Consider the following 18,721-nt stretch of genomic DNA (forward strand, 5'->3'; position numbering starts at 1 on the left):
AGTTAGCCACATGGCTAAGCATTTCGACACACAGGCACTCGACCGCTATTTCGCCGCCATGGCCGACCCGACCCGCCGCGCGGTGCTGGAGCGGCTGACGCAGGGGCCCGCTTCGGTCTCCGACCTGCATGCGCCGCATCAGATGGCGCTGCCCAGTTTTCTGCGCCACCTGAGGGTGCTGGAAAACGGCGGGCTGATCGTGACCGAGAAGCGCGGTCGCGTGCGCATGGCGAGGATCGAGGCGCTGCCGGTCCGCGCCGCCGAAGACTGGCTGGCCACCTTGCGCCGGCAATGGGAGGACCGCCTCGACCGGCTCGATACGCTGGCAGAGGCCTTGGAGCATGACACGAAGGGAGATGCGCAATGACAACCGAACTCGACCTGACTCTGACCCGGCGCGTGGCCGCCAGCCCCGCCACGGTCTATCGCTGCTGGACCGAACCAGAGTTGCTGAAACAGTTCTTCGCTCCGAAACCCGGCAGGACGGTCGACGCCAAGCTCGACGTCCGCCCAGGCGGCGCGTTCTACACGAAGATGGTCTTCGAAGAATACGGCGAGATCGAATCCGAGGGCTGTTACCTGATCGTCGAACCGGCAAAGCGGCTCGTCTTCACCGATTGCCTAAGCGCCGATTTCCGTCCTTCGGCACAACCCTTTTTCACCGCAGATCTGAACTTCATCGAGACTGAGGAAGGCTGCGAATACAATGTCATCGCCCGGCATGCCAGCGCGGAAAGCGTCAAACGCCACGAGGAGATGGGCTTCCATGAAGGTTGGGGCACCGTCGCGAGGCAGATGGCCGAGATCGCTGAAGCCATTGAGCGCGGCTGAACGCCCAATTCTTGATCACCGGATCAAGTTTCGGGCAACGCGCAGCCGCGAATCCCTTGCCAAAGCCTGCCTGCATCGGCTTTGCTGGGCCGGTCCCGTTCTACGCCGCATCGAGGGGGACCGCAGGGACGACTGGTAAGGCGGCGGATTTTTCGTATGGAGATCACGTTTCTTCTCAATGGAGAAACCCGGACGGTGGCACTTACCGATCCGACGCAATCTGTGCTCGACTGGCTGCGCGCCGAGGGGCTGACCGGCACCAAGGAGGGCTGCAACGAGGGCGATTGCGGGGCCTGCTCGGTCATCGTGACCGACGCGGAGGGCGCCAAACCGCTCAATGCCTGCCTGATGATGATGCCCCATCTGCACGGCCGCGCGCTGCGCACCGTCGAGGGCGTCGCCGGGCCGAAGGGTGAATTGCACCCCGTTCAGCAGGCGATGGTCGATCATCACGGCTCGCAATGCGGCTTCTGCACGCCCGGTTTCATCGCGTCGATGGCGGCGGGGCATCTGAACGGGCGCCACGATCACGACGATCTGCTGGCGGGCAACCTGTGCCGCTGCACCGGATACGCGCCGATTATCCGTGCCGCCGAGGCGGCGCAGGATGCACCGGTGCCTGCATGGATGCACGACACGCTGCCCGATCTGGCAGAGGTCGCGCCTATAGCCGATCATGTCTTCCTGCCCGACAGCGCGGATGCACTGGCGGATTGGTATCTCGCCCATCCAGACGCCACGTTGATCGCCGGCGCGACCGATGTGGGGCTCTGGGTCACGAAGCAGCTGCGCGAGCTGAAAGAGGTCGCCTTCCTCAACAACTGCACGGACCTGCAGACCATCGAGGAAACCGACGACCGCTATATCGTCGGCGCGGGCGTCACCTTGGCCGCGTTGCGCGAGGCGATCCGCGACACGCTCCCAAGCTTTGCCGAATTGCTGCGCCGTTTCGCCTCCGAACAGGTCAGACAGGCGGCGACTATCGGCGGCAATATCGCGAACGGCTCGCCCATCGGCGACAGCCCGCCCGTCCTGATCGCGATGGGCGCGGAGCTGACGCTGCGCAAGGGAGATGCGCGCCGCACGATTCCGCTGGAGAGCTTCTTCCTCGACTACGGCAAACAGGACCGCGCACCCGGCGAATTCGTCGAAAGCGTCAGCTTCCCGAAATCCGCGCCCGATCTGGCCTGTTACAAACTGTCGAAACGCTTCGATCAGGACATTTCGGCCGTCTGCGGCGCGCTGAATATCCCGCGCGATGGCGACAAGATCGGCGCGCCGCGTATCGCCTTTGGCGGCATGGCGGGTATCCCGAAACGCGCCGCGGCACTGGAGGGCGCGCTGGAAGGTCAACCCTTCACCGAAGAGGCGATCACGGCCGCCCTGCCCGCGTTGGAGCAGGACTTCACGCCGCTCACCGACATGCGCGCCTCGGATGCCTACCGGATGGAGGCCGCCAAGGCGATGCTGATCCGATACGTCCGCAATGCCCAAGGCACCCTCTCCATTCTGGAGGTACAACCATGAGCGTCGGCACCAAGAAACCCCACGATTCCGCGCAGTTGCACGTCACCGGCGCGGCGCGCTACGTCGATGACATCCCCTGCCCCGGCAACACGTTGCACCTCGCTTTCGGCCTCTCGACCGAAGCCCATGCCGAGATCGCCTCGCTCGATCTGAGTGCGGTGCGGAGCGCCCCGGGGGTGGTCGCGGTGCTGACGGCCAAGGACATGCCGTTTGCCAACAATGCCTCGCCCGCGCCCGAGCCCGAACCGGTTCTGGCCGAGGGGGTCGTGCATTTCGTCGGCCAGCCGATCTTCGTGGTCGCGGCGTCCAGCCATCATGCGGCGCGCAAGGCCGCACGGCTGGCGAAGATCGACTACACGCCCCGCCCGGCGATCCTGACGGTCGATGAGGCGCTCGACGCGAACAGCCATTTTGAAGGCGGCCCGGTCACCTGGGCGCGCGGCGATACCGGCAAAGGCTTCGCGCAGGCCGAGCATATCGTCGAAGGCAGTTTCGACATGGGCGGGCAGGAGCATTTCTACCTCGAAGGTCAGGCCGCCCTCGCGCTGCCCGACGATCAGGGGATGGTGATCCGGTGCTCCTCGCAGCACCCGTCCGAGGTCCAGCACAAGGTGGCCGACGCGCTTGGCTGCGCGATGCATGACGTCCGCGTGGAGATGCGCCGGATGGGCGGCGGTTTCGGCGGCAAGGAAAGCCAGGGCAACGCGCTCGCCATCGCCTGCGCCGTGGTCGCGCGAGCCACCGGGCGGCCCTGCAAGATGCGCTACGACCGCGATGACGACATGGTCATCACCGGCAAGCGCCATGATTTCCGGATCAAGTATCGGCTCGGCGCAGATGCCGAGGGCAAGATCGTCGCGGCCGAGTTCACCCATCTCGCCCGCTGCGGCTGGTCGCCGGACCTGAGCCTGCCGGTCTGCGACCGCGCGATGCTGCATACGGATAGCTCTTACTACCTGCCGAATGTGAAGATCGAGAGCCACCGGCTGCGCACCAATACCCAAAGCGCGACGGCCTTCCGGGGCTTCGGCGGCCCGCAGGGCATGATCGGCACGGAAGCCGCGCTCGATCACCTCGCCCATGTGATGGGGCTCGACCCGCTCGATCTGCGCAAGCGCAACTACTACGACCCCGAGGGCGGGCAGAGCACGCATTACGGCCAGCCGGTCGAGGATTTCATCCTGCCCGAGATCACCGAACGTTTGGAGCAATCCGCCAAGTTCGCGGCCCGCAAGGCCCGCGTGGCCGAGTGGAACGTTGCGAATACCACCCTGAAGCGCGGCATCTCGCTGACGCCGGTGAAGTTCGGCATCTCCTTCACGCTGACCCAGCTGAACCAGGCGGGTGCGCTGGTGCATGTCTATGCCGACGGCTCGATCCAGCTGAACCACGGCGGGACCGAGATGGGTCAGGGCCTGCATCGCAAGGTCTGTCAGGTCGCGGCCTCGGTCTTCGGCGTGACGGATGAGGATGTGCGCATCACCGCGACGGCCACCGACAAGGTGCCCAACACCTCCGCCACTGCGGCCTCCTCCGGGGCCGATCTGAACGGCATGGCGGTCAAGGCCGCCTGCGAGACGATCAAGGCACGGCTGGCGGGTTTCATGGCCGAAAGCGCGGGCGCCGCGGTGGAAGACGTGACGTTTGCCAATGGCGAGGTGCGCGCGGACGATCATGCCCTGCCCTTCGCGAAGCTGGTGAAGCTCGCTTACGAGGCGCGGGTATCGCTGTCGTCGACGGGCTTCTACGCCACGCCGAAAATCAGCTGGGACCGGATCAAGGGTCAGGGCCGCCCGTTCTTCTACTTCGCCTATGGCGCGGCGGTGACCGAGGTGGTGATCGACACGCTGACCGGAGAGAACCTTATCCTGCGCACCGACATCCTGCATGATGCCGGCGCCTCGCTGAACCCGGCCATCGACATCGGCCAGATCGAAGGCGGCTACGTGCAGGGCGCGGGCTGGCTGACGACCGAGGAACTGGTCTGGGACGACAAGGGGCGTCTGCGCACCCATGCGCCTTCGACCTACAAGATCCCCGCCTGCTCGGACCGCCCGCGCGTTTTCAACGTCGCACTCTGGGACGAGCCGAACCGCGAGGACACGATCTATCGCTCCAAGGCGGTGGGCGAGCCGCCTTTCATGCTGGCGATCTCGGCCTTCCTCGCGCTGCAGGACGCGTGCAAATCCTGCGGCCCGAACTGGCCCGATCTGCAGGCGCCCGCCACGCCCGAGGCGGTTCTGGCTGCCGTGCACCGGGCAAGGGGGGACGCATGAGCCTCGATCCCGCAGCCCTCGCCCGCGCGGCAGACCGCGGCCCCTTCACCCGCGTCGTGGTCGCGCGCGCCCAAGGCTCCACCCCGCGCGAAGACGGCGCGGAGATGCTGGTCTGGGCGGATCATGTAGAAGGCACGATCGGCGGCGGCGCGCTGGAATTCTCTGCCATTACGAAGGCGCGGGGCGGGCTGACGGGGATCGAGAAAATCCCGCTTGGCCCCGCAATGAACCAATGCTGCGGCGGGGCCGTGGTGCTGGGCTACGAGCGAATGGACCAGACCACCGTCGCGCAGATCACCGGCGACTGGCACGCCCGTCCTCTGACGCCGGGCGCGCCGGAGCCGCTCGCCGTCACCCGCGCGCTGGCCCGCGCCCGCGATCGCGGCGAGACGCCGCCGCTGCTGGTGGAGAACTGGCTGATCGAACGCGTCGCGCCGCCGCCCGCCCCGATCTGGGTCTGGGGGGCAGGCCATGTCGGGCGCGCGCTGATCGGGGCGCTGTCCCCCCTGCCCGGCCTTGCCCTATCCTGGGCCGATAGCGGGGCGGAGCGGTTTCCCGACATCATCCCCGAGGGCGTCACGCCACTAATCGCCGAGAACCCGGCCGATCTGGTCACCCTCGCGCCCACTGATGCCCGCCACTTCGTGCTGACCTATTCACATTCTCTCGATCTGGAGCTTTGCCACCGGCTGCTCGCCCATGGCTTCGGCGGGCTCGGCCTGATCGGGTCGGACAGCAAATGGGTCCGCTTCCGCAAGCGTCTCGCCGCGCTCGGTCATTCGGATGCACAAATTTCGCGCATTGCCTGCCCGATAGGCGATCCGACCTTGGGGAAGCATCCTCAAGCCATTGCCCTTGGGGTAGCGACCGGGCTAGTGAAAGAGCTGAATGCCGCGGGGGCGGCAACGGGGAAAGGGAAACGCGCCGGGTGACGGAGCTGCTCAAGATCGAAGGGCTGACAAAAGCCTATCCTGGGGTCGTGGCCAATGACGGCGTCGGCTTCTCGGTGCGTCCGGGCGAGGTCCACGCCCTGCTGGGCGAAAACGGCGCCGGCAAGTCGACGCTGGTGAAAATGATCTACGGGCTGGTGAAGCCCGATTCCGGCACGATGCACTTCGCGGGCCAATCCTTCGCGCCTGCCGATCCGCGCGCCGCACGCGCGGCAGGCGTCGCGATGGTGTTCCAGCATTTCTCGCTTTTCGAGGCCCTCAACGTCGCCGAGAACGTGGCGCTCGGCATGGAAAACCCGCCGCCGATGCGCCAGCTTGCCAAGCGTATCCGCGAGATTTCCACCGCTTATGGCCTGCCGCTGGACCCCGCGCGACTGGTGGGAGACCTTTCCGCGGGCGAGCGTCAGCGCGTCGAGATCGTGCGCTGCCTGCTGCAGGACCCCAAGCTTCTGATCATGGACGAGCCGACCTCCGTTCTGACGCCGCAGGAGGTGGAGATCCTGTTCCACACCCTGCGCAAGCTCTCCGCCGAGGGCACTGCGATCCTCTATATCAGCCACAAGCTCGAAGAGATCCGCACGCTTTGTGAAGGCGCGACGATCCTGCGCGCGGGCAAGGTGGTGGCGAGCTGCAACCCGCGCGAGAAGACCGCGCGAGAGCTGGCCGAGCTGATGGTCGGCGCGGAGCTGAAAGTCACCGACCGGGCCGAGCGCAAGCTGGGCGATGTCGTGCTGAAAGTCTCGGGCCTGTCGCTCGCACCGCTGTCGCAGTTCGGCCCTTCGCTGAAGGATCTGAGCCTCGAGCTGCGCGCGGGCGAAGTGCTGGGCATCGGCGGCGTCGCGGGCAACGGTCAGGAAGAATTGCTGGCGACCCTGTCGGGCGAGCGGCCCTCCGCCCCCGGCACGGTCAGCCTGATGGGCGAAGATATCTCGGGGCTCGGGCCGAACGGCCGCCGCGCGAAGGGGCTGCTGGCCGCGCCAGAGGAACGGCTAGGCCATGCCGCCGTCCCCGCGATGAGCCTGACCGAGAACGCGATCCTCACCGGCACGATGCGCAAACCGCTGACCCGCAACGGATTTGTCGATCAGGGCGCGGCGAAGACCTTCGCCGATGAGATCATTCAGGCCTTCGACGTGCGCACGCCGGGTTCGCATGTCGCGGCCCGCGCGCTCTCGGGCGGCAATCTGCAGAAATACGTGATCGGCCGCGAGGTGCTGCAAAACCCCGCCGTGCTGGTGGTAAACCAGCCGACATGGGGCGTGGATGCCGCCGCCGCCGCGTCGATCCGGCAGGCGCTCCTCGATCTCGCCGCGAAAGGCGCTGCGGTGATCGCGATCAGCCAGGACCTCGATGAGCTTATGGAAATCTCCGACCGCTTCTCGGCGCTGAACGAAGGCCGACTGAGCGCCTCGCGCCCGACCCAAGGGCTAACGATCGAAGAGATCGGCATGATGCTGGGCGGAGCGCACGGGATGCAGGAGGCCGCGGTATGATCACCCTCGTCCGGCGCCCCACCCCGTCGCAATTCTGGTCCTACGCGACCCCGCTCCTCGCCGTGATCGCTACCATGATCGCGGGCGGCATCCTCTTCGCGATACTGGGCAAGCACCCGGTCGAAGCGATCCGCGTGATCTTCTGGGACCCGCTGTTCGGCGGCAATGCCAGCTATTTCCGCGGCCAGCTTCTGGTCAAGGCCGGGCCGCTGATCCTGATCGCCTGCGGGCTCGCCGTGGGCTTTCGCGCGGGCATCTGGAATATCGGCGCCGAAGGGCAATACATCATGGGCGCGCTGTTCTCGGCATGGCTGGCGCTGAAGATGTACCCGGCGGAAAGCCACTGGCTGTTCCCGGCGATGATCGTGCTGGGCGCGCTTGGCGGCTTCCTCTGGGCGATGATCCCGGCGGTGCTGAAGGTGCTGTTCGGCACCTCGGAAATTCTCGTCTCGCTGATGCTGGTCTACGTGGCCGAGAACCTGCTGGCCTATATGGCTTTCGGCCCGCTCAAGAACCCTGAAGGCTTCGGCTTTCCCGGCTCGCGCAACCTGCAAGACTACCCCTCGGCCTTCAATCACGAGCTGATCGAGGGCACGGGGATGCATTGGGGCGTCGTCGCGGCACTGATCGCGGTGATCTTCTCCTATGGGCTGATGCACCGCCATATCACCGGTTTCCGCATCCGTGTCGCGGGCGAGGCTCCGCGGGCTGCGCGCTTCGCCGGCGTGATCCCGGCGCGGCTGGTGATGCTCGGGCTTGGCATGGGCGGCGCGTTCGCAGGGCTTGCGGGCATGTTCGAAGTCTCCGGCCCCTCGGGTCAGATCACCGACAGCTTCAACGTGGGCTACGGCTTCACCGCGATCATCGTGGCCTTCCTTGGCCGCCTGCATCCGATCGGCATCCTGCTGGCGGGGCTCCTGATGGCGCTGACCTATATCGGCGGCGACATGGCGCAGCTGATGCTCGGCCTGCCCTCGGCGGCGATCCAGGTCTTCCAGGGGATGCTGCTGTTCTTCCTGCTGGCCTTCGACGTGCTGACCAATTTCCGCATCCGCTTCGGGAGGGTCGCGGCATGATGCGCAAACTCCCCTCGCTGCGCCTGTTGATCATCTTCCTTGGCGGCGTCGTCATGGGGCTTGGCCTGTACTACCTGCTCGCGGTAGCGCAGGCGTTCTGGGCCTTCGTCGTGATCGGCGTGGTGATGATGGTGGTGTTCGAGCTGGCGCTGGGAGCCTCGCGGGCGGTGATCTACCGCATCGGCGCGCGCCCCGACAGCGAAGAGCCCCGCCGCCCCACCCTGCATGGACGCGAGCGTTACGCCTCTGTGGCCGGACTCGTCGTCGGCCTCGTCGGCGGCTATCTGGCCTGGGGGCCGGTTCTGTTCTGGGGACATGGAGGCGCACTATGATCGTGGGCGGCATCGATATCATCACCCTGACCGCGACGCTGATGGGCGCATCGACCCCGGTCCTGCTGGCCGCGACCGGCGAACTGGTCGCCGAGAAATCGGGCGTGCTCAACCTCGGCGTCGAGGGGATGATGATCATGGGCGCGGTTGCAGGCTTCGCCGCCGCCGTCGCCACCGGAAGCCCGGTTCTGGGCTTTCTGATGGGCGCGATCGCCGGTGCTTTGCTGGCGACGCTCTTTGCCTTCCTGACGCAGAAGCTGCTGTCGAACCAGGTCGCGACAGGTCTCGCGCTGACGCTGTTCGGGCTGGGCCTGAGCGCGCTGATCGGCAAGGGCTACGAGGGCGTGCGCCCGCCGCCGACCGCCAAGATCGATTTCGGGCCGCTCTCGGATATTCCGGTGCTGGGCCGTATCCTCTTCTCGCATGACTGGATCGTCTATCTCTCGCTGATCCTCGTCGCGGTGGTCTGGTACGTGCTGCGCTCCACCCGCGCCGGGCTGATCCTGCGCGCGGTGGGCGAGAGCCATGATGCCGCCCACGCGCTGGGATACCGCGTCGTCGCCGTGCGCTTTGCCGCGCTGGCCTTCGGCGGGGCGCTGGCCGGTCTGGGTGGCGCATATCTCAGCCTCGTGCGCGTGCCGCAATGGACCGAAGGCATGACCGCAGGCGCGGGCTGGATCGCTCTGGCCATCGTGGTCTTCGCAAGCTGGCGCCCGTGGCGGGTGCTGCTGGGCGCTTATCTCTTCGGCGGCATCACCGCGCTGCAGCTGCAATTGCAGGCCGCAGGCTACGCGATCCCGGTGCATATCCTCTCGATGGCCCCTTATGTCATCACCATCGTGGTGCTGGTCATCCTGTCCGCCATTCACCGCCACGGCGTGCAGGCCGCCCCTGCCAGCCTCGGCAAGTCTTTCCACGCCTCGAGCTGAGGCATCTCTCGAAGGGCCCCATCAAGAGGCCCGCCACCCAACTTGGAGTAACGCGATGAACCGCAGATCCTTTTTGAAAACCACCGCCGCCACGGCTGTCGTCGCGGGCGTCGGCGTCCCGGCTTTCGCCGCTGACGAGCCGCTGAAAATCGGCTTCATCTATGTCGGCCCCGTCGGCGACATGGGCTGGTCCTACCAGCACGACCAAGGTCGTCAGGCGATCGAAGAAAAGTACGGCGACAAGGTGAAGACCTCGTTCATCGAGAACGTGCCGGAAGGCCCCGATGCCGAGCGCGCGCTGACCCAGCTGGCGCTGGACGGCAACAAGCTGATCTTCGCGACCTCGTTCGGCTACATGGACGCGGTGATGAACGTCGCCAAAAAATTCCCCGACGTGAAATTCGAGCACGCCACCGGCTACAAGCTCGCGGACAACGTCGCCACCTACGACGCCAAGTTCTATCAGGGTCGCGCCATTCAGGGCACGATCGGCGGTCGCATGACCAAGACCAACAAAATCGGCTATATCGGTTCCTTCCCGATCCCCGAGGTCTATCAGGGCATCAACGCCGCCTATCTGGCCGCGAAGAAGGTGAACCCGGATATCGAGATGAAAGTGGTCTGGGCCTACACCTGGTTCGATCCGGCGAAAGAGGCTGACGCGGCCGCAGCCCTGATCGCGGATGGTGTGGACGTGCTGCTGCAGCACACCGACTCGACCGCGCCGCAGGCGAAAGCTCAGGAAGCGGGCAACGTCATCACCTTCGGTCAGGCCTCGGATATGTCGAGCTTCGCGCCGATGCCGCGCGTCGCGTCGACCATCGACAACTGGGCGCCCTATTACATCGAGCGCGTCGGTGCGGTCATGGACGGCTCGTGGAAGTCGGAAGCCACCTGGGGCGGCATCGACAGCGGCATGGTGGAGATCGGCGAGATCTCCTCGGCCGTGCCGGACGACGTCAAGAAAGAGGCGCTGCAGCTCAAGGACGATATCGGCTCGGGCAAGGTCCATCCCTTCACCGGCCCGCTGAACAAGCAGGACGGTACGGCCTTCCTCGCCGATGGCGAAATGGCGACCGACGATCAGCTTCACTCGATGACCTTCTACGTCGAGGGGATCACGGCAGAACCGCCGAAGTAAGTCAGTCCTACTGATGCGAATGGGAAAGGGTCGGCCGCGCGCCGGCCCTTTTTCGTTGTTTCGCAAGTGTCTTTTCACTTCACGTTAGCGTCAGACTTGTTCCACAGGCTGATTCGTCGCAGGATTTGAAAGGCGGGTCTTCTTGACACATTCAAACAATTGCATCTATCGAGTTAGACGTGACAAGTTGATGACCGGGTAACGGGAGGGAACAAAATGGCACATATCGTGGTGCTGGGCGCAGGTCTTGGCGGCGCCATCATGGCTTATGAATTGCGTGACCAAGTCCGCAAGGAAGACGAAATCACCGTCATTACCAAGGACCCGAAGTACCACTTCGTGCCCTCCAACCCTTGGGTCGCCGTCGGCTGGCGCGACCGCAAGGACATCACCGTCGATCTCGAACCGACGATGAAGAAGAAGAACATCAAGTTCATCCCGGTCGCGGCAAAGCGCCTTCACCCCGATGACAACAAGGTCGAGCTGGAGGATGGCCGCGAGGTTTCCTACGATTACATCGTGCTCGCCACCGGCCCGGAACTCGCCTTCGACGAGATCGAAGGGCTCGGGCCCGACGGCTTCACCCACTCGGTCTGCCATGTCGATCACGCCGAGGATGCCGGCACCGCCTTCAAGCGCTTCTGCGAAGACCCCGGCCCGATCATCGTGGGCGCGGTGCAGGGTGCATCCTGCTTCGGCCCAGCCTATGAATTCGCCTTCATCCTCGATACCGCGCTGCGCCGGGCGAAGATCCGCGATCAGGTGCCGATCACCTTCGTCACCTCCGAGCCTTATGTCGGCCATCTCGGCCTGGACGGCGTCGGCGACACCAAGGGTCTTCTCGAAGGCGCGATGCGCGACAAGCACATGAAGTGGATGACCTCGAGCCGCGTGAAGAAGGTCGAAGACGGCGTGATGCATGTCGAAGAGATCGCCGATGACGGCTCCGTCAAGGCGACCCACGAGATGCCGTTCAAATACTCGATGATGCTGCCGCCCTTCCGCGGCATCCCCGCGGTCATGGGGCTTGAAGGGCTCGTGAACCCGCGCGGCTTCGTCATCATCGACAAGCACCAGCGCAACCCGAAATACCCGAACGTGTTCGGCATCGGCGTCGGCATCGCGATCCCGCCCATGGGCCCGACCCCGGTGCCCTGCGGCGTGCCGAAAACCGGCTTCATGATCGAGTCGATGGTGACCGCCACCGCGCATAACCTCGGCAACATCGTACGTGGTCAGGAACCCGACGAGACCGGCACCTGGAACGCGATTTGCTTGGCCGATTTCGGCGACAGCGGCATCGCCTTCGTGGCCCAGCCGCAGCTTCCGCCGCGCAACGTCAACTGGTCGAGCCAAGGCAAATGGGTCCACCTCGCCAAGATCGGTTTCGAGAAATATTTCATGCGCAAACTGCGCAAGGGCACCTCGGAACCGTTCTACGAGAAGACCGCGATGAAGATGCTCGGCATCGACAAACTGAAAGCGGTCAAGAAGACCCACTGAGCCCAACCGGCACAGATATTTCTTGCCAAATCACGGGGCGGGCCTGCGGGTCCGCCCCGTGCTGATTCCTGCCGACGATCAACAGAGCGCCGGAACACACAGGTCTGTGAAACGTTTGCCCCCCCGATACGCGGCCAGATGCCGCATGAAAGGGAGACGACATGAAGACGTTGAAGACGACCACTGCGCTCGTTGCCGGCCTTGCCGCGCTGAGCCCGGCGATCCTGCCGTTCAGTGCGCTTGCCCAGGATAGCAATACCGCCGCCGCTGAATGCATCGCGAAGGCGGTCGCAGATGGCACCCCGATGGAGAAGGCGAAAGCCGATTGCGAGGCCGACGCGGCAAATGCCGATGGCTCCGCCGAAGCTGCGGCAGGCACCGATCCGGCGAATGCCGACGCGCCGATGAGCGACAGCGAAGCCGATCAGGCCGCAAAAGCCGCGATCGAAGGCGCAGCCCCGCCCGCCGATCAGGACCCGGCTGCGAGCGGTGACACCCCCGACGCCAGCGCGAAAGCCGCAGTCGAAGGCGGCGCGGATGTGACCACTCAATCCGAGACCACGGGCACCGATACCAACGCCGACGCGGCCGCCGCTGCGACGACGGATGCCAATACCGATGCGAATGCCGATGCCTCTGCCGAGACCGACGCAGCCGCTGCGACCGACGCACAGCCCGATGCTGCGGCACCGGAAGAAACCGACGGTTCGGCCACCGCAAACACCGATGGCTCGACCACCGCAACGGCTGATGGCTCGACCGATGCCACCACCCCTGCCGACGGCCAGACGGACGCCGAGGCGACGAGCACGCTCAGCCCCGACACCACCTCGCAGGACGCCCCTGCCCCGGTGACCGACACCACCGAAAACGCGATGCAGAACTCGGAGGCCCAAGCGGACAGCACCGCGACGGCAGAGCCCGAGGCGAAACCTGCAGGCGAGGCTTCGACGGACACCACCTCCGACACGCAGGTCGTGCAGGAAGGCAATGGCGGGTCCGGCGCTGAAGTCGAACCGAAGGTGATCCAGCCAGAAGAGGCCGCCAATGCCGACGCGACCGCGGACGGCTCGGCCAGCGCGGACACGACCGCAAATGCCGAAACCGATCAGCAGGCGAGCCAAGACACCGCGGCCACCAAGGCGACGAAGCTGCTGGAGAACGCGCTGACCGATACGAAAGCCGCGATCGAAGGCGAAGCCGTGCAGAACGAGGCGCTCAACGCGCCGACCGACAGCGCCGACTCCGCCGACGCCACCGAAGAGACGGTGACCGAAGAGACCGCGCGTAGCGCATCCGAAGACTTCTCGACCTCGGTCGACGCCAAGCGCGACGCAGAAGCGCAGGCCACCGCGCAGACCGACTCGTCGAAGAAGAAAAAGAAAGACCGCCTGAGCACGCTGGAAACCGCCGCGCTCTCGGGTCTTGGTGCGCTCGCCGTGGGGGCGATCCTGAACAACGGCTCGAAAGTGGCCGTGAACTCGGGCGACCGTGTCGTTGTGCAGCAACCCGATGGTTCTTACCAACTGGTGAAGGACGACAACGCGCTGCTGCGTCAGCCCGGCTCGAAGATTCGCACGCAGGACTACGCGGACGGCTCGTCGCGCACGATCGTGACCAAGCCCGATGGCAGCCAGATCGTCACCGTCTATGACGCCCAGCGCCAGATCCTGAAGCGGACGCTGGTCCAGCCCGACGGCACGCAGTACCTGCTGGTCGACGACGCGCGCGGCGCCGACCCGGTCGACGTCTCGGCGCTTCCCAAGCCCAAGCCCGTCGCGACGGTTTCGTCCAGCAACGAGCAAGCGCTCCGTGATGCGCTGACCCGTCAGAGCGGCATCGACCGTACCTTCACGCTCTCGCAGGTGCGCAACATCACCCCGGTGCGTGATCTCGCCCCCGCGATTTCGGTCGAGAACATCAACTTCGAGACCGGGTCCGCCGCGATCCAGCCCGATCAGGCGCAGGCCCTCTCGGCTCTGGGTCAGGCGATCCAGCAGCGCATCGACGAGAACCCGCGCGAGCTGTTCCTCGTGGAAGGCCATACCGACGCCGTCGGCAGCGCCGCCTACAACCTCGCGCTCTCGGACCGTCGCGCGGAATCGGTTGCGCTGGCTCTGAGCGAGTATTTCGACGTGCCCGCCGAGAACCTCGTGGTGCAAGGCTATGGCGAACAGGACCTGAAGGTGCAGACCGAAGGCGCCTCGGAAGCCAACCGCCGTGCCGCAGTGCGCCGGATCACCGATCTTCTGCGCACCGCCTCGAACTGAGGTTGAGCCAGAGACAAAAGCAAAGGGCGCCCTGCGGGGCGCCCTTTTCGCATGTCTCCCGAAAGAGAGGGAGGAGTGGTGGCGAGGGGGGGACTTGAACCCCCGACCCCACGATTATGAGTCGTGTGCTCTAACCAGCTGAGCTACCTAGCCACTGGGGGGCTAACTAGGCAAAGCGGATCGTCCAGTCAAGGACGTTTTGCGGGAAATTTGCCCCCATTTCGCTGCGGCATATTGGGAATTGGCGAAGCCGCGCGCAAAGGCTAGGCATGAGGGGAAAAGGAGAGACCATGCACGCCGCCCCTGCCCTGCCCCTGACACGCGATATCGTTCTGATCGGGGGCGGACATACCCATGCGCTGGTGCTTCGGATGTGGGGGATGAACCCGCTGCCGGGTGTCCGGCTGACCGTGATCAATCCAACCCCCTCCGCGGCCTATTCGGGAATGCTGCCGGGCCATGTCGCGGGGCATTACACGCGCGACGAGCTGCAGCTCGATCTGGTGAAGCTCGCGCGGCATGCGGGCGCGCGGCTGGTTCTGGGGCGCGCCACGGGGCTCGACCGGGCGCGGCGGCTGATCGAAGTGCCAGGGCGTGCGCCGATCGCCTATGACGTGGCCTCGATCGATATCGGGATCACGGCCGAGATGCCGCAACTTCCGGGCTTTCTCGACCACGTCGCGCCCGCGAAGCCGCTCGACGCTTTCGCCGATGCCTGGGACGCTTTCGCAGCCAATCCGCCCGTGTCGCCAAAGATCGCCGTGGTCGGCGGCGGCGTGGCGGGGGTGGAGCTCGCGATGGCCTGCGCGCATCGGCTGCCGCAGGCACAGGTCACGGTCTATGAGGCTGCGCCCGAGTCGCTGCGCGCGCTTGGCGCCGGCGCGCGGAACGCGATGCTGGCGCACTGCGCGCGGCTTGGCGTGACCATCGAGACCGACGCGGCGCTGATCGGCGCGGGAAAAGGGCAGCTCCTGCTGGAAGGCGGCCGCACGGCGGAGGCCGATTTCATCATCGGCACAGGCGCCACGAAACCCGCCGACTGGCTGCCCGAGACCGGGCTCGATCTGACCGACGGCTTCGTCACGGTCGGCCCGACGCTGCAAAGCTCCGACCCCGCGATCTTCGCCGCAGGCGACATCGCACATCTCAGCCACGCGCCGCGCCCCAAGGCGGGCGTCTATGCGGTGCGCGAAGCGAAGCCGCTCTTCGCCAACCTGCGTGCGGCGGCGTCAGGCGGCGCGATGAAGACCTATCAGCCGCAACGCGATTATCTGAAGCTGATCTCCACGGGCGGCAAGCAGGCGGTGGCCGACAAATGGGGCCTGCCGTTGAACGGTGCATGGCTGTGGCGCTGGAAGGACCATATCGACCGCAAGTTCATGGCGAAGGTCCACGACCTGCCCGCGATGCTGCCGCCGCCGCTACCGCGTGAGCACGCGCAGGGGATCGAAGACGTTCTGGGCAGCAAACCGATGTGCGGCGGCTGCGGCGCGAAGCTCGGCGGTCAGGCGCTGCGCGAGGCGCTGTCCGATCTGCCCGCGCCCGCGCGCGGCGATGTGCTGAGCGGTCCGGGCGACGATGCCGCCGTGCTGTCTTGTGGCACGCAAACGCAGGTCTTCACCACCGATCACGTCCGCGCCTTCACCGAGGACCCGTGGCTGTTGGGCCGGATCGTGGCGCTGCATGCGATGAGCGACGCCTGGGCGATGGGCGCAGCCCCGCAGGCGGCCTTGGCGCAGGTCACCCTGCCCCGCCAATCAGAGGAACTCGGCGCGCGGGCCCTGCGCGAGATGCTTAGCGCGGCGTCCGAGGCTTTCCGCGACGCGGGCTGCGATCTCATCGGCGGCCATACCTCGATGGGCGCGGAGCTGACACTGGGCTTCACCGTGACCGGGCTGGCGGAGCGGACTTTGGGCCAAGACGGCGCGACGCCCGGCGAGGTGCTGATCCTGACGAAGCCCCTTGGAACGGGCGTGGTCCTCGCCGCCGAGATGGCGAAACACGCGCCGGGCGAGGTGGTGGCAGGCGCGCTGGAGAGCATGGGTCGCAGCTCTGCCGAGGCCTCCGTGATCCTCGCGCCGGTGGCCTCTGCGATGACGGATGTGACGGGCTTTGGCCTCGCGGGGCATCTGCTGGGTCTGTGCGAGGCGTCGGGCGTCTCGGCAGAGCTGAACCTCGCCGCGATCCCGCTGCTCGATGGGGCCGAGGCTTTGGCCGAGGCAGGCGAGCACTCGACGCTTCTGCCGCAAAACATCGCCAATTGCGCGGGCCGGATGACCGCGCCGCCGGGCCCGCGAACGGAGCTGCTGCACGATCCGCAGACCTCGGGCGGGTTGCTGGCGAGCGTGCCCGCGGCGCAGGCTGCGGAGGTTCTGGCAAAGCTGGAAGCGGCAGGCTACCGCGCCACGCAGATCGGCGTGATTGCGGAGGGTCCGGCGTTCCTGCGGGTGCGGTGAGAAAAGGGTCGCGCCCGACCCTTGGGTGGGCGCTTTGACCGGTCGGTGGCTTGGCGCGTTATCTCGCAAGTCCGGAAGACATTCCAACTCGCGATGACATCGCCGATGCGCCCTCCCGGGGGGGAGGGTCGGGCGCGGCCCGGGACTGGTCGCCCGCGCGGAGGGCTCACGTACTTAGCGCTCCGCCATCTCCTGCGCCTCTTTCACCACCTGCGCAGCCAGCCCCTCGATCGCCTCCGGCGCGAGGCTTTCCGCCTCGATCACCCGCTCATGTTCCACATGGCGCGCGCGGTGCTTCTCGTATCGTGGATCGTAATGGTCGCGCATCAGCTCGCCCGCCAGCGCCGCATATTCCCCCGCCGTGGCCTGTGCCTGCCACGCCGCGATCCGCTCGGCGGGTTGGAAGGGCCGCAGCTGATCGAGCACCGCCAGCAGCCGATCGGCATCCGCCGTGATATCCGCATAGGCCCGCGCCAGGTACTGCGCCCGCTCCGACAGCGGCGCACGCACTCGCAGGCGCGGAGCGTCCTTGATCGCGGCCCAGATCCCCGCGGGCAGTTGCAGATCACCGATCTTGGAGCTTTCCGCCTCCAGCAGCACCGGCCGCGCCGGATCGAGCGCCGCGATCTCCATGATCAGCCGCGACTCGAAATCCTTCTGGCTGGACTGGCCGCCCTCCATCGCCCCGAAGAGCGAGCCGCGATGATTGGCGAGCCCCTCCAGATCGATGACCTGCGCACCCTGCGCCCGCGCGGCTTTCAGGATGTCGGTCTTCGCGGTGCCGGTGTTTCCGTCGAGAACGACCACCGGACAGGGCATCGCGGCAAGCCCGGCCTCCACGACCAGCGACCGGAAGGCCTTGTAGCCGCCCTCGACAAGCTCCACGCGCCAACCGACCTGCTTCAGGATCGTCGCGAACGACCCCGAACGCTGCCCGCCGCGCCAGCAATAGACCAGAGGCCGCCAGCCGCCTTCCTTATCGGCCAGTGGCCCTTGCAGGTGTTTCGCAGCATTCCGCGCCACCAGCGCCGCGCCGATCTTGCGCGCATCGAACGGCGCGACCTGCTTGTAGATCGTGCCGACACGGGCGCGCTCCTCATCGTCGAGCACAGGCAGGTTGATGGCGCCGGGGATATGATCCTCGGCGAATTCCGAAGGTGAGCGCACATCGATGATCGTGTCGAAATCGAGCGCGGCGACCTCGGCAATCGAGGTAAGTTTCATCAGTAGACAGTGACCTGCGTGCCGACGGGAACGCTGTTGAACAGATCGATGACATGATCGTTCACCATCCGGATACAGCCGTTCGAAACCGCGTGCCCGATCGAGCCCGGCTCGGTCGTGCCGTGGATGCGGATCGCGGTGTCACGCCCGTTCTGGTAGAGATACATCGCCCGCGCGCCGAGCGGGTTCTGCGGCCCGCCCTCCATCCCGTCCTCGTATTTCTTGTAGGCCGGATTGCGTTCGATCATCTCGCGGGTGGGCGTCCAGCTCGGCCACTTGACCTTGCGCGCCACCGTCGCGGTGCCGCGGAACTTCAGCTCATCCTTGCCGACGGCCACGCCGTAACGCATCGCCACGCCCGGCGCGACGATGTGATAGAGGAAGAACTTATCCGAGACGATGATGATCGAGCCCACCGGCAGATCCGGCTTCACCGCCACTTTCGTTGGGTAATATTGCGAGCCGATCGGCCAGCGCTTGGCCGGCCCGGTCTCGACGCTTTGCGCAGGTTCGGTTGCGGCAATGGCGGGCAGGCTTGCGAAGGGCAAGGCGGCCAGCGAGAGAAGAAAAGCGCGGCGATCCATTATCAAACTCCTGCAAAATCCTGCGGCGTCTCCCGGCTACGCGTTCGACACAAACCAAGGGTGAGGCTAGCAAAGCCGCCCCACCCTCTCAAGAATTTGGTCTCGGGTCAGAAAAAGGCCAGCGCCAAT

The 18,721-nt window shown here is 66.0% G+C and carries 15 protein-coding genes and 1 tRNA gene; 13 read left to right on the top strand and 3 right to left on the bottom strand.

The genetic code is table 11. The features are described from left to right. The first annotated feature begins 10 nt into the window (after positions 1-10). The 12 genes from BMI91_RS08265 to BMI91_RS08320 all read left to right on the top strand — a co-directional run bounded on the left by BMI91_RS08265 (position 11) and on the right by BMI91_RS08320 (position 14,328). Entirely contained in the window at positions 11-367 is a 357-nt protein-coding gene (locus BMI91_RS08265) for an ArsR/SmtB family transcription factor (protein ID WP_078604622.1), read from the top strand. Beyond that, entirely contained in the window at positions 364-831 is a 468-nt protein-coding gene (locus tag BMI91_RS08270; protein WP_078604623.1) for an SRPBCC family protein, read from the top strand. Before BMI91_RS08265 ends, BMI91_RS08270 begins: the two co-directional genes overlap by 4 nt. A 156-nt stretch (positions 832-987) precedes the next feature. Then, entirely contained in the window at positions 988-2,358 is a 1,371-nt protein-coding gene (xdhA, locus tag BMI91_RS08275; protein WP_078604624.1) for a xanthine dehydrogenase small subunit, read from the top strand. Further along, complete coding sequence (xdhB, locus tag BMI91_RS08280; protein WP_078604625.1) at positions 2,355-4,634, top strand: xanthine dehydrogenase molybdopterin binding subunit; 2,280 nt, start codon at positions 2,355-2,357, stop codon at positions 4,632-4,634. The genes xdhA and xdhB overlap by 4 nt, the downstream gene beginning before the upstream one ends. Further along, positions 4,631-5,566: a xanthine dehydrogenase accessory protein XdhC gene (xdhC, locus tag BMI91_RS08285; protein WP_078604626.1), complete on the top strand. Its 936-nt coding sequence runs from the start codon at positions 4,631-4,633 to the stop codon at positions 5,564-5,566. Before xdhB ends, xdhC begins: the two co-directional genes overlap by 4 nt. Further along, entirely contained in the window at positions 5,563-7,077 is a 1,515-nt protein-coding gene (locus tag BMI91_RS08290; protein ID WP_078604627.1) for an ABC transporter ATP-binding protein, read from the top strand. Before xdhC ends, BMI91_RS08290 begins: the two co-directional genes overlap by 4 nt. Continuing rightward, a complete protein-coding gene (locus BMI91_RS08295; protein ID WP_078604628.1) occupies positions 7,074-8,153 on the top strand; it encodes an ABC transporter permease in 1,080 nt (359 codons plus the stop codon). Before BMI91_RS08290 ends, BMI91_RS08295 begins: the two co-directional genes overlap by 4 nt. Beyond that, positions 8,150-8,485 carry a hypothetical protein gene (locus BMI91_RS08300; protein WP_078604629.1) on the top strand — a complete coding sequence of 112 codons (336 nt, stop codon included), beginning with the start codon at positions 8,150-8,152 and terminating at the stop codon, positions 8,483-8,485. The genes BMI91_RS08295 and BMI91_RS08300 overlap by 4 nt, the downstream gene beginning before the upstream one ends. After that, on the top strand, positions 8,482-9,414 hold the full coding sequence (locus tag BMI91_RS08305) for an ABC transporter permease (RefSeq protein WP_078520378.1): 933 nt from the start codon (positions 8,482-8,484) through the stop codon (positions 9,412-9,414). The genes BMI91_RS08300 and BMI91_RS08305 overlap by 4 nt, the downstream gene beginning before the upstream one ends. Before the next feature lie 55 nt (positions 9,415-9,469). Continuing rightward, the gene (locus tag BMI91_RS08310; protein WP_078604630.1) at positions 9,470-10,555 is read left to right on the top strand and encodes a BMP family ABC transporter substrate-binding protein; all 1,086 of its coding nucleotides are present in this window, start codon (positions 9,470-9,472) and stop codon (positions 10,553-10,555) included. A gap of 216 nt (positions 10,556-10,771) precedes the next feature. Next, on the top strand, positions 10,772-12,058 hold the full coding sequence (locus BMI91_RS08315) for an NAD(P)/FAD-dependent oxidoreductase (protein ID WP_078604631.1): 1,287 nt from the start codon (positions 10,772-10,774) through the stop codon (positions 12,056-12,058). Between the two features lie 161 nt (positions 12,059-12,219). Continuing rightward, positions 12,220-14,328: an OmpA family protein gene (locus BMI91_RS08320; RefSeq protein WP_078604632.1), complete on the top strand. Its 2,109-nt coding sequence runs from the start codon at positions 12,220-12,222 to the stop codon at positions 14,326-14,328. Between the two features lie 76 nt (positions 14,329-14,404). Here BMI91_RS08320 and BMI91_RS08325 read toward each other — a convergent pair. Continuing rightward, a tRNA-Met gene (locus tag BMI91_RS08325) sits at positions 14,405-14,481 on the bottom strand. Positions 14,482-14,618: 137 nt separating this feature from the next. Between BMI91_RS08325 and selD the strand changes: the two genes are divergently transcribed. Further along, positions 14,619-16,784, top strand: coding sequence for a selenide, water dikinase SelD (gene selD, locus BMI91_RS08330; RefSeq protein WP_078604633.1), 2,166 nt, complete (start codon positions 14,619-14,621; stop codon positions 16,782-16,784). A 174-nt stretch (positions 16,785-16,958) separates the two neighbouring features. Here selD and mnmH read toward each other — a convergent pair whose 3' ends face one another. Then, positions 16,959-18,008 carry a tRNA 2-selenouridine(34) synthase MnmH gene (gene mnmH / locus BMI91_RS08335; protein WP_078604634.1) on the bottom strand — a complete coding sequence of 350 codons (1,050 nt, stop codon included), beginning with the start codon at positions 18,006-18,008 and terminating at the stop codon, positions 16,959-16,961. Continuing rightward, positions 18,008-18,592, bottom strand: a complete 585-nt coding sequence (locus BMI91_RS08340) for a L,D-transpeptidase (RefSeq protein WP_078604635.1) — start codon at positions 18,590-18,592, stop codon at positions 18,008-18,010. Before BMI91_RS08340 ends, mnmH begins: the two co-directional genes overlap by 1 nt. Positions 18,593-18,721 lie beyond the last annotated feature (129 nt).

This window comes from Thioclava sediminum, from assembly GCF_002020355.1.
Classification (GTDB): domain Bacteria; phylum Pseudomonadota; class Alphaproteobacteria; order Rhodobacterales; family Rhodobacteraceae; genus Thioclava; species Thioclava sediminum.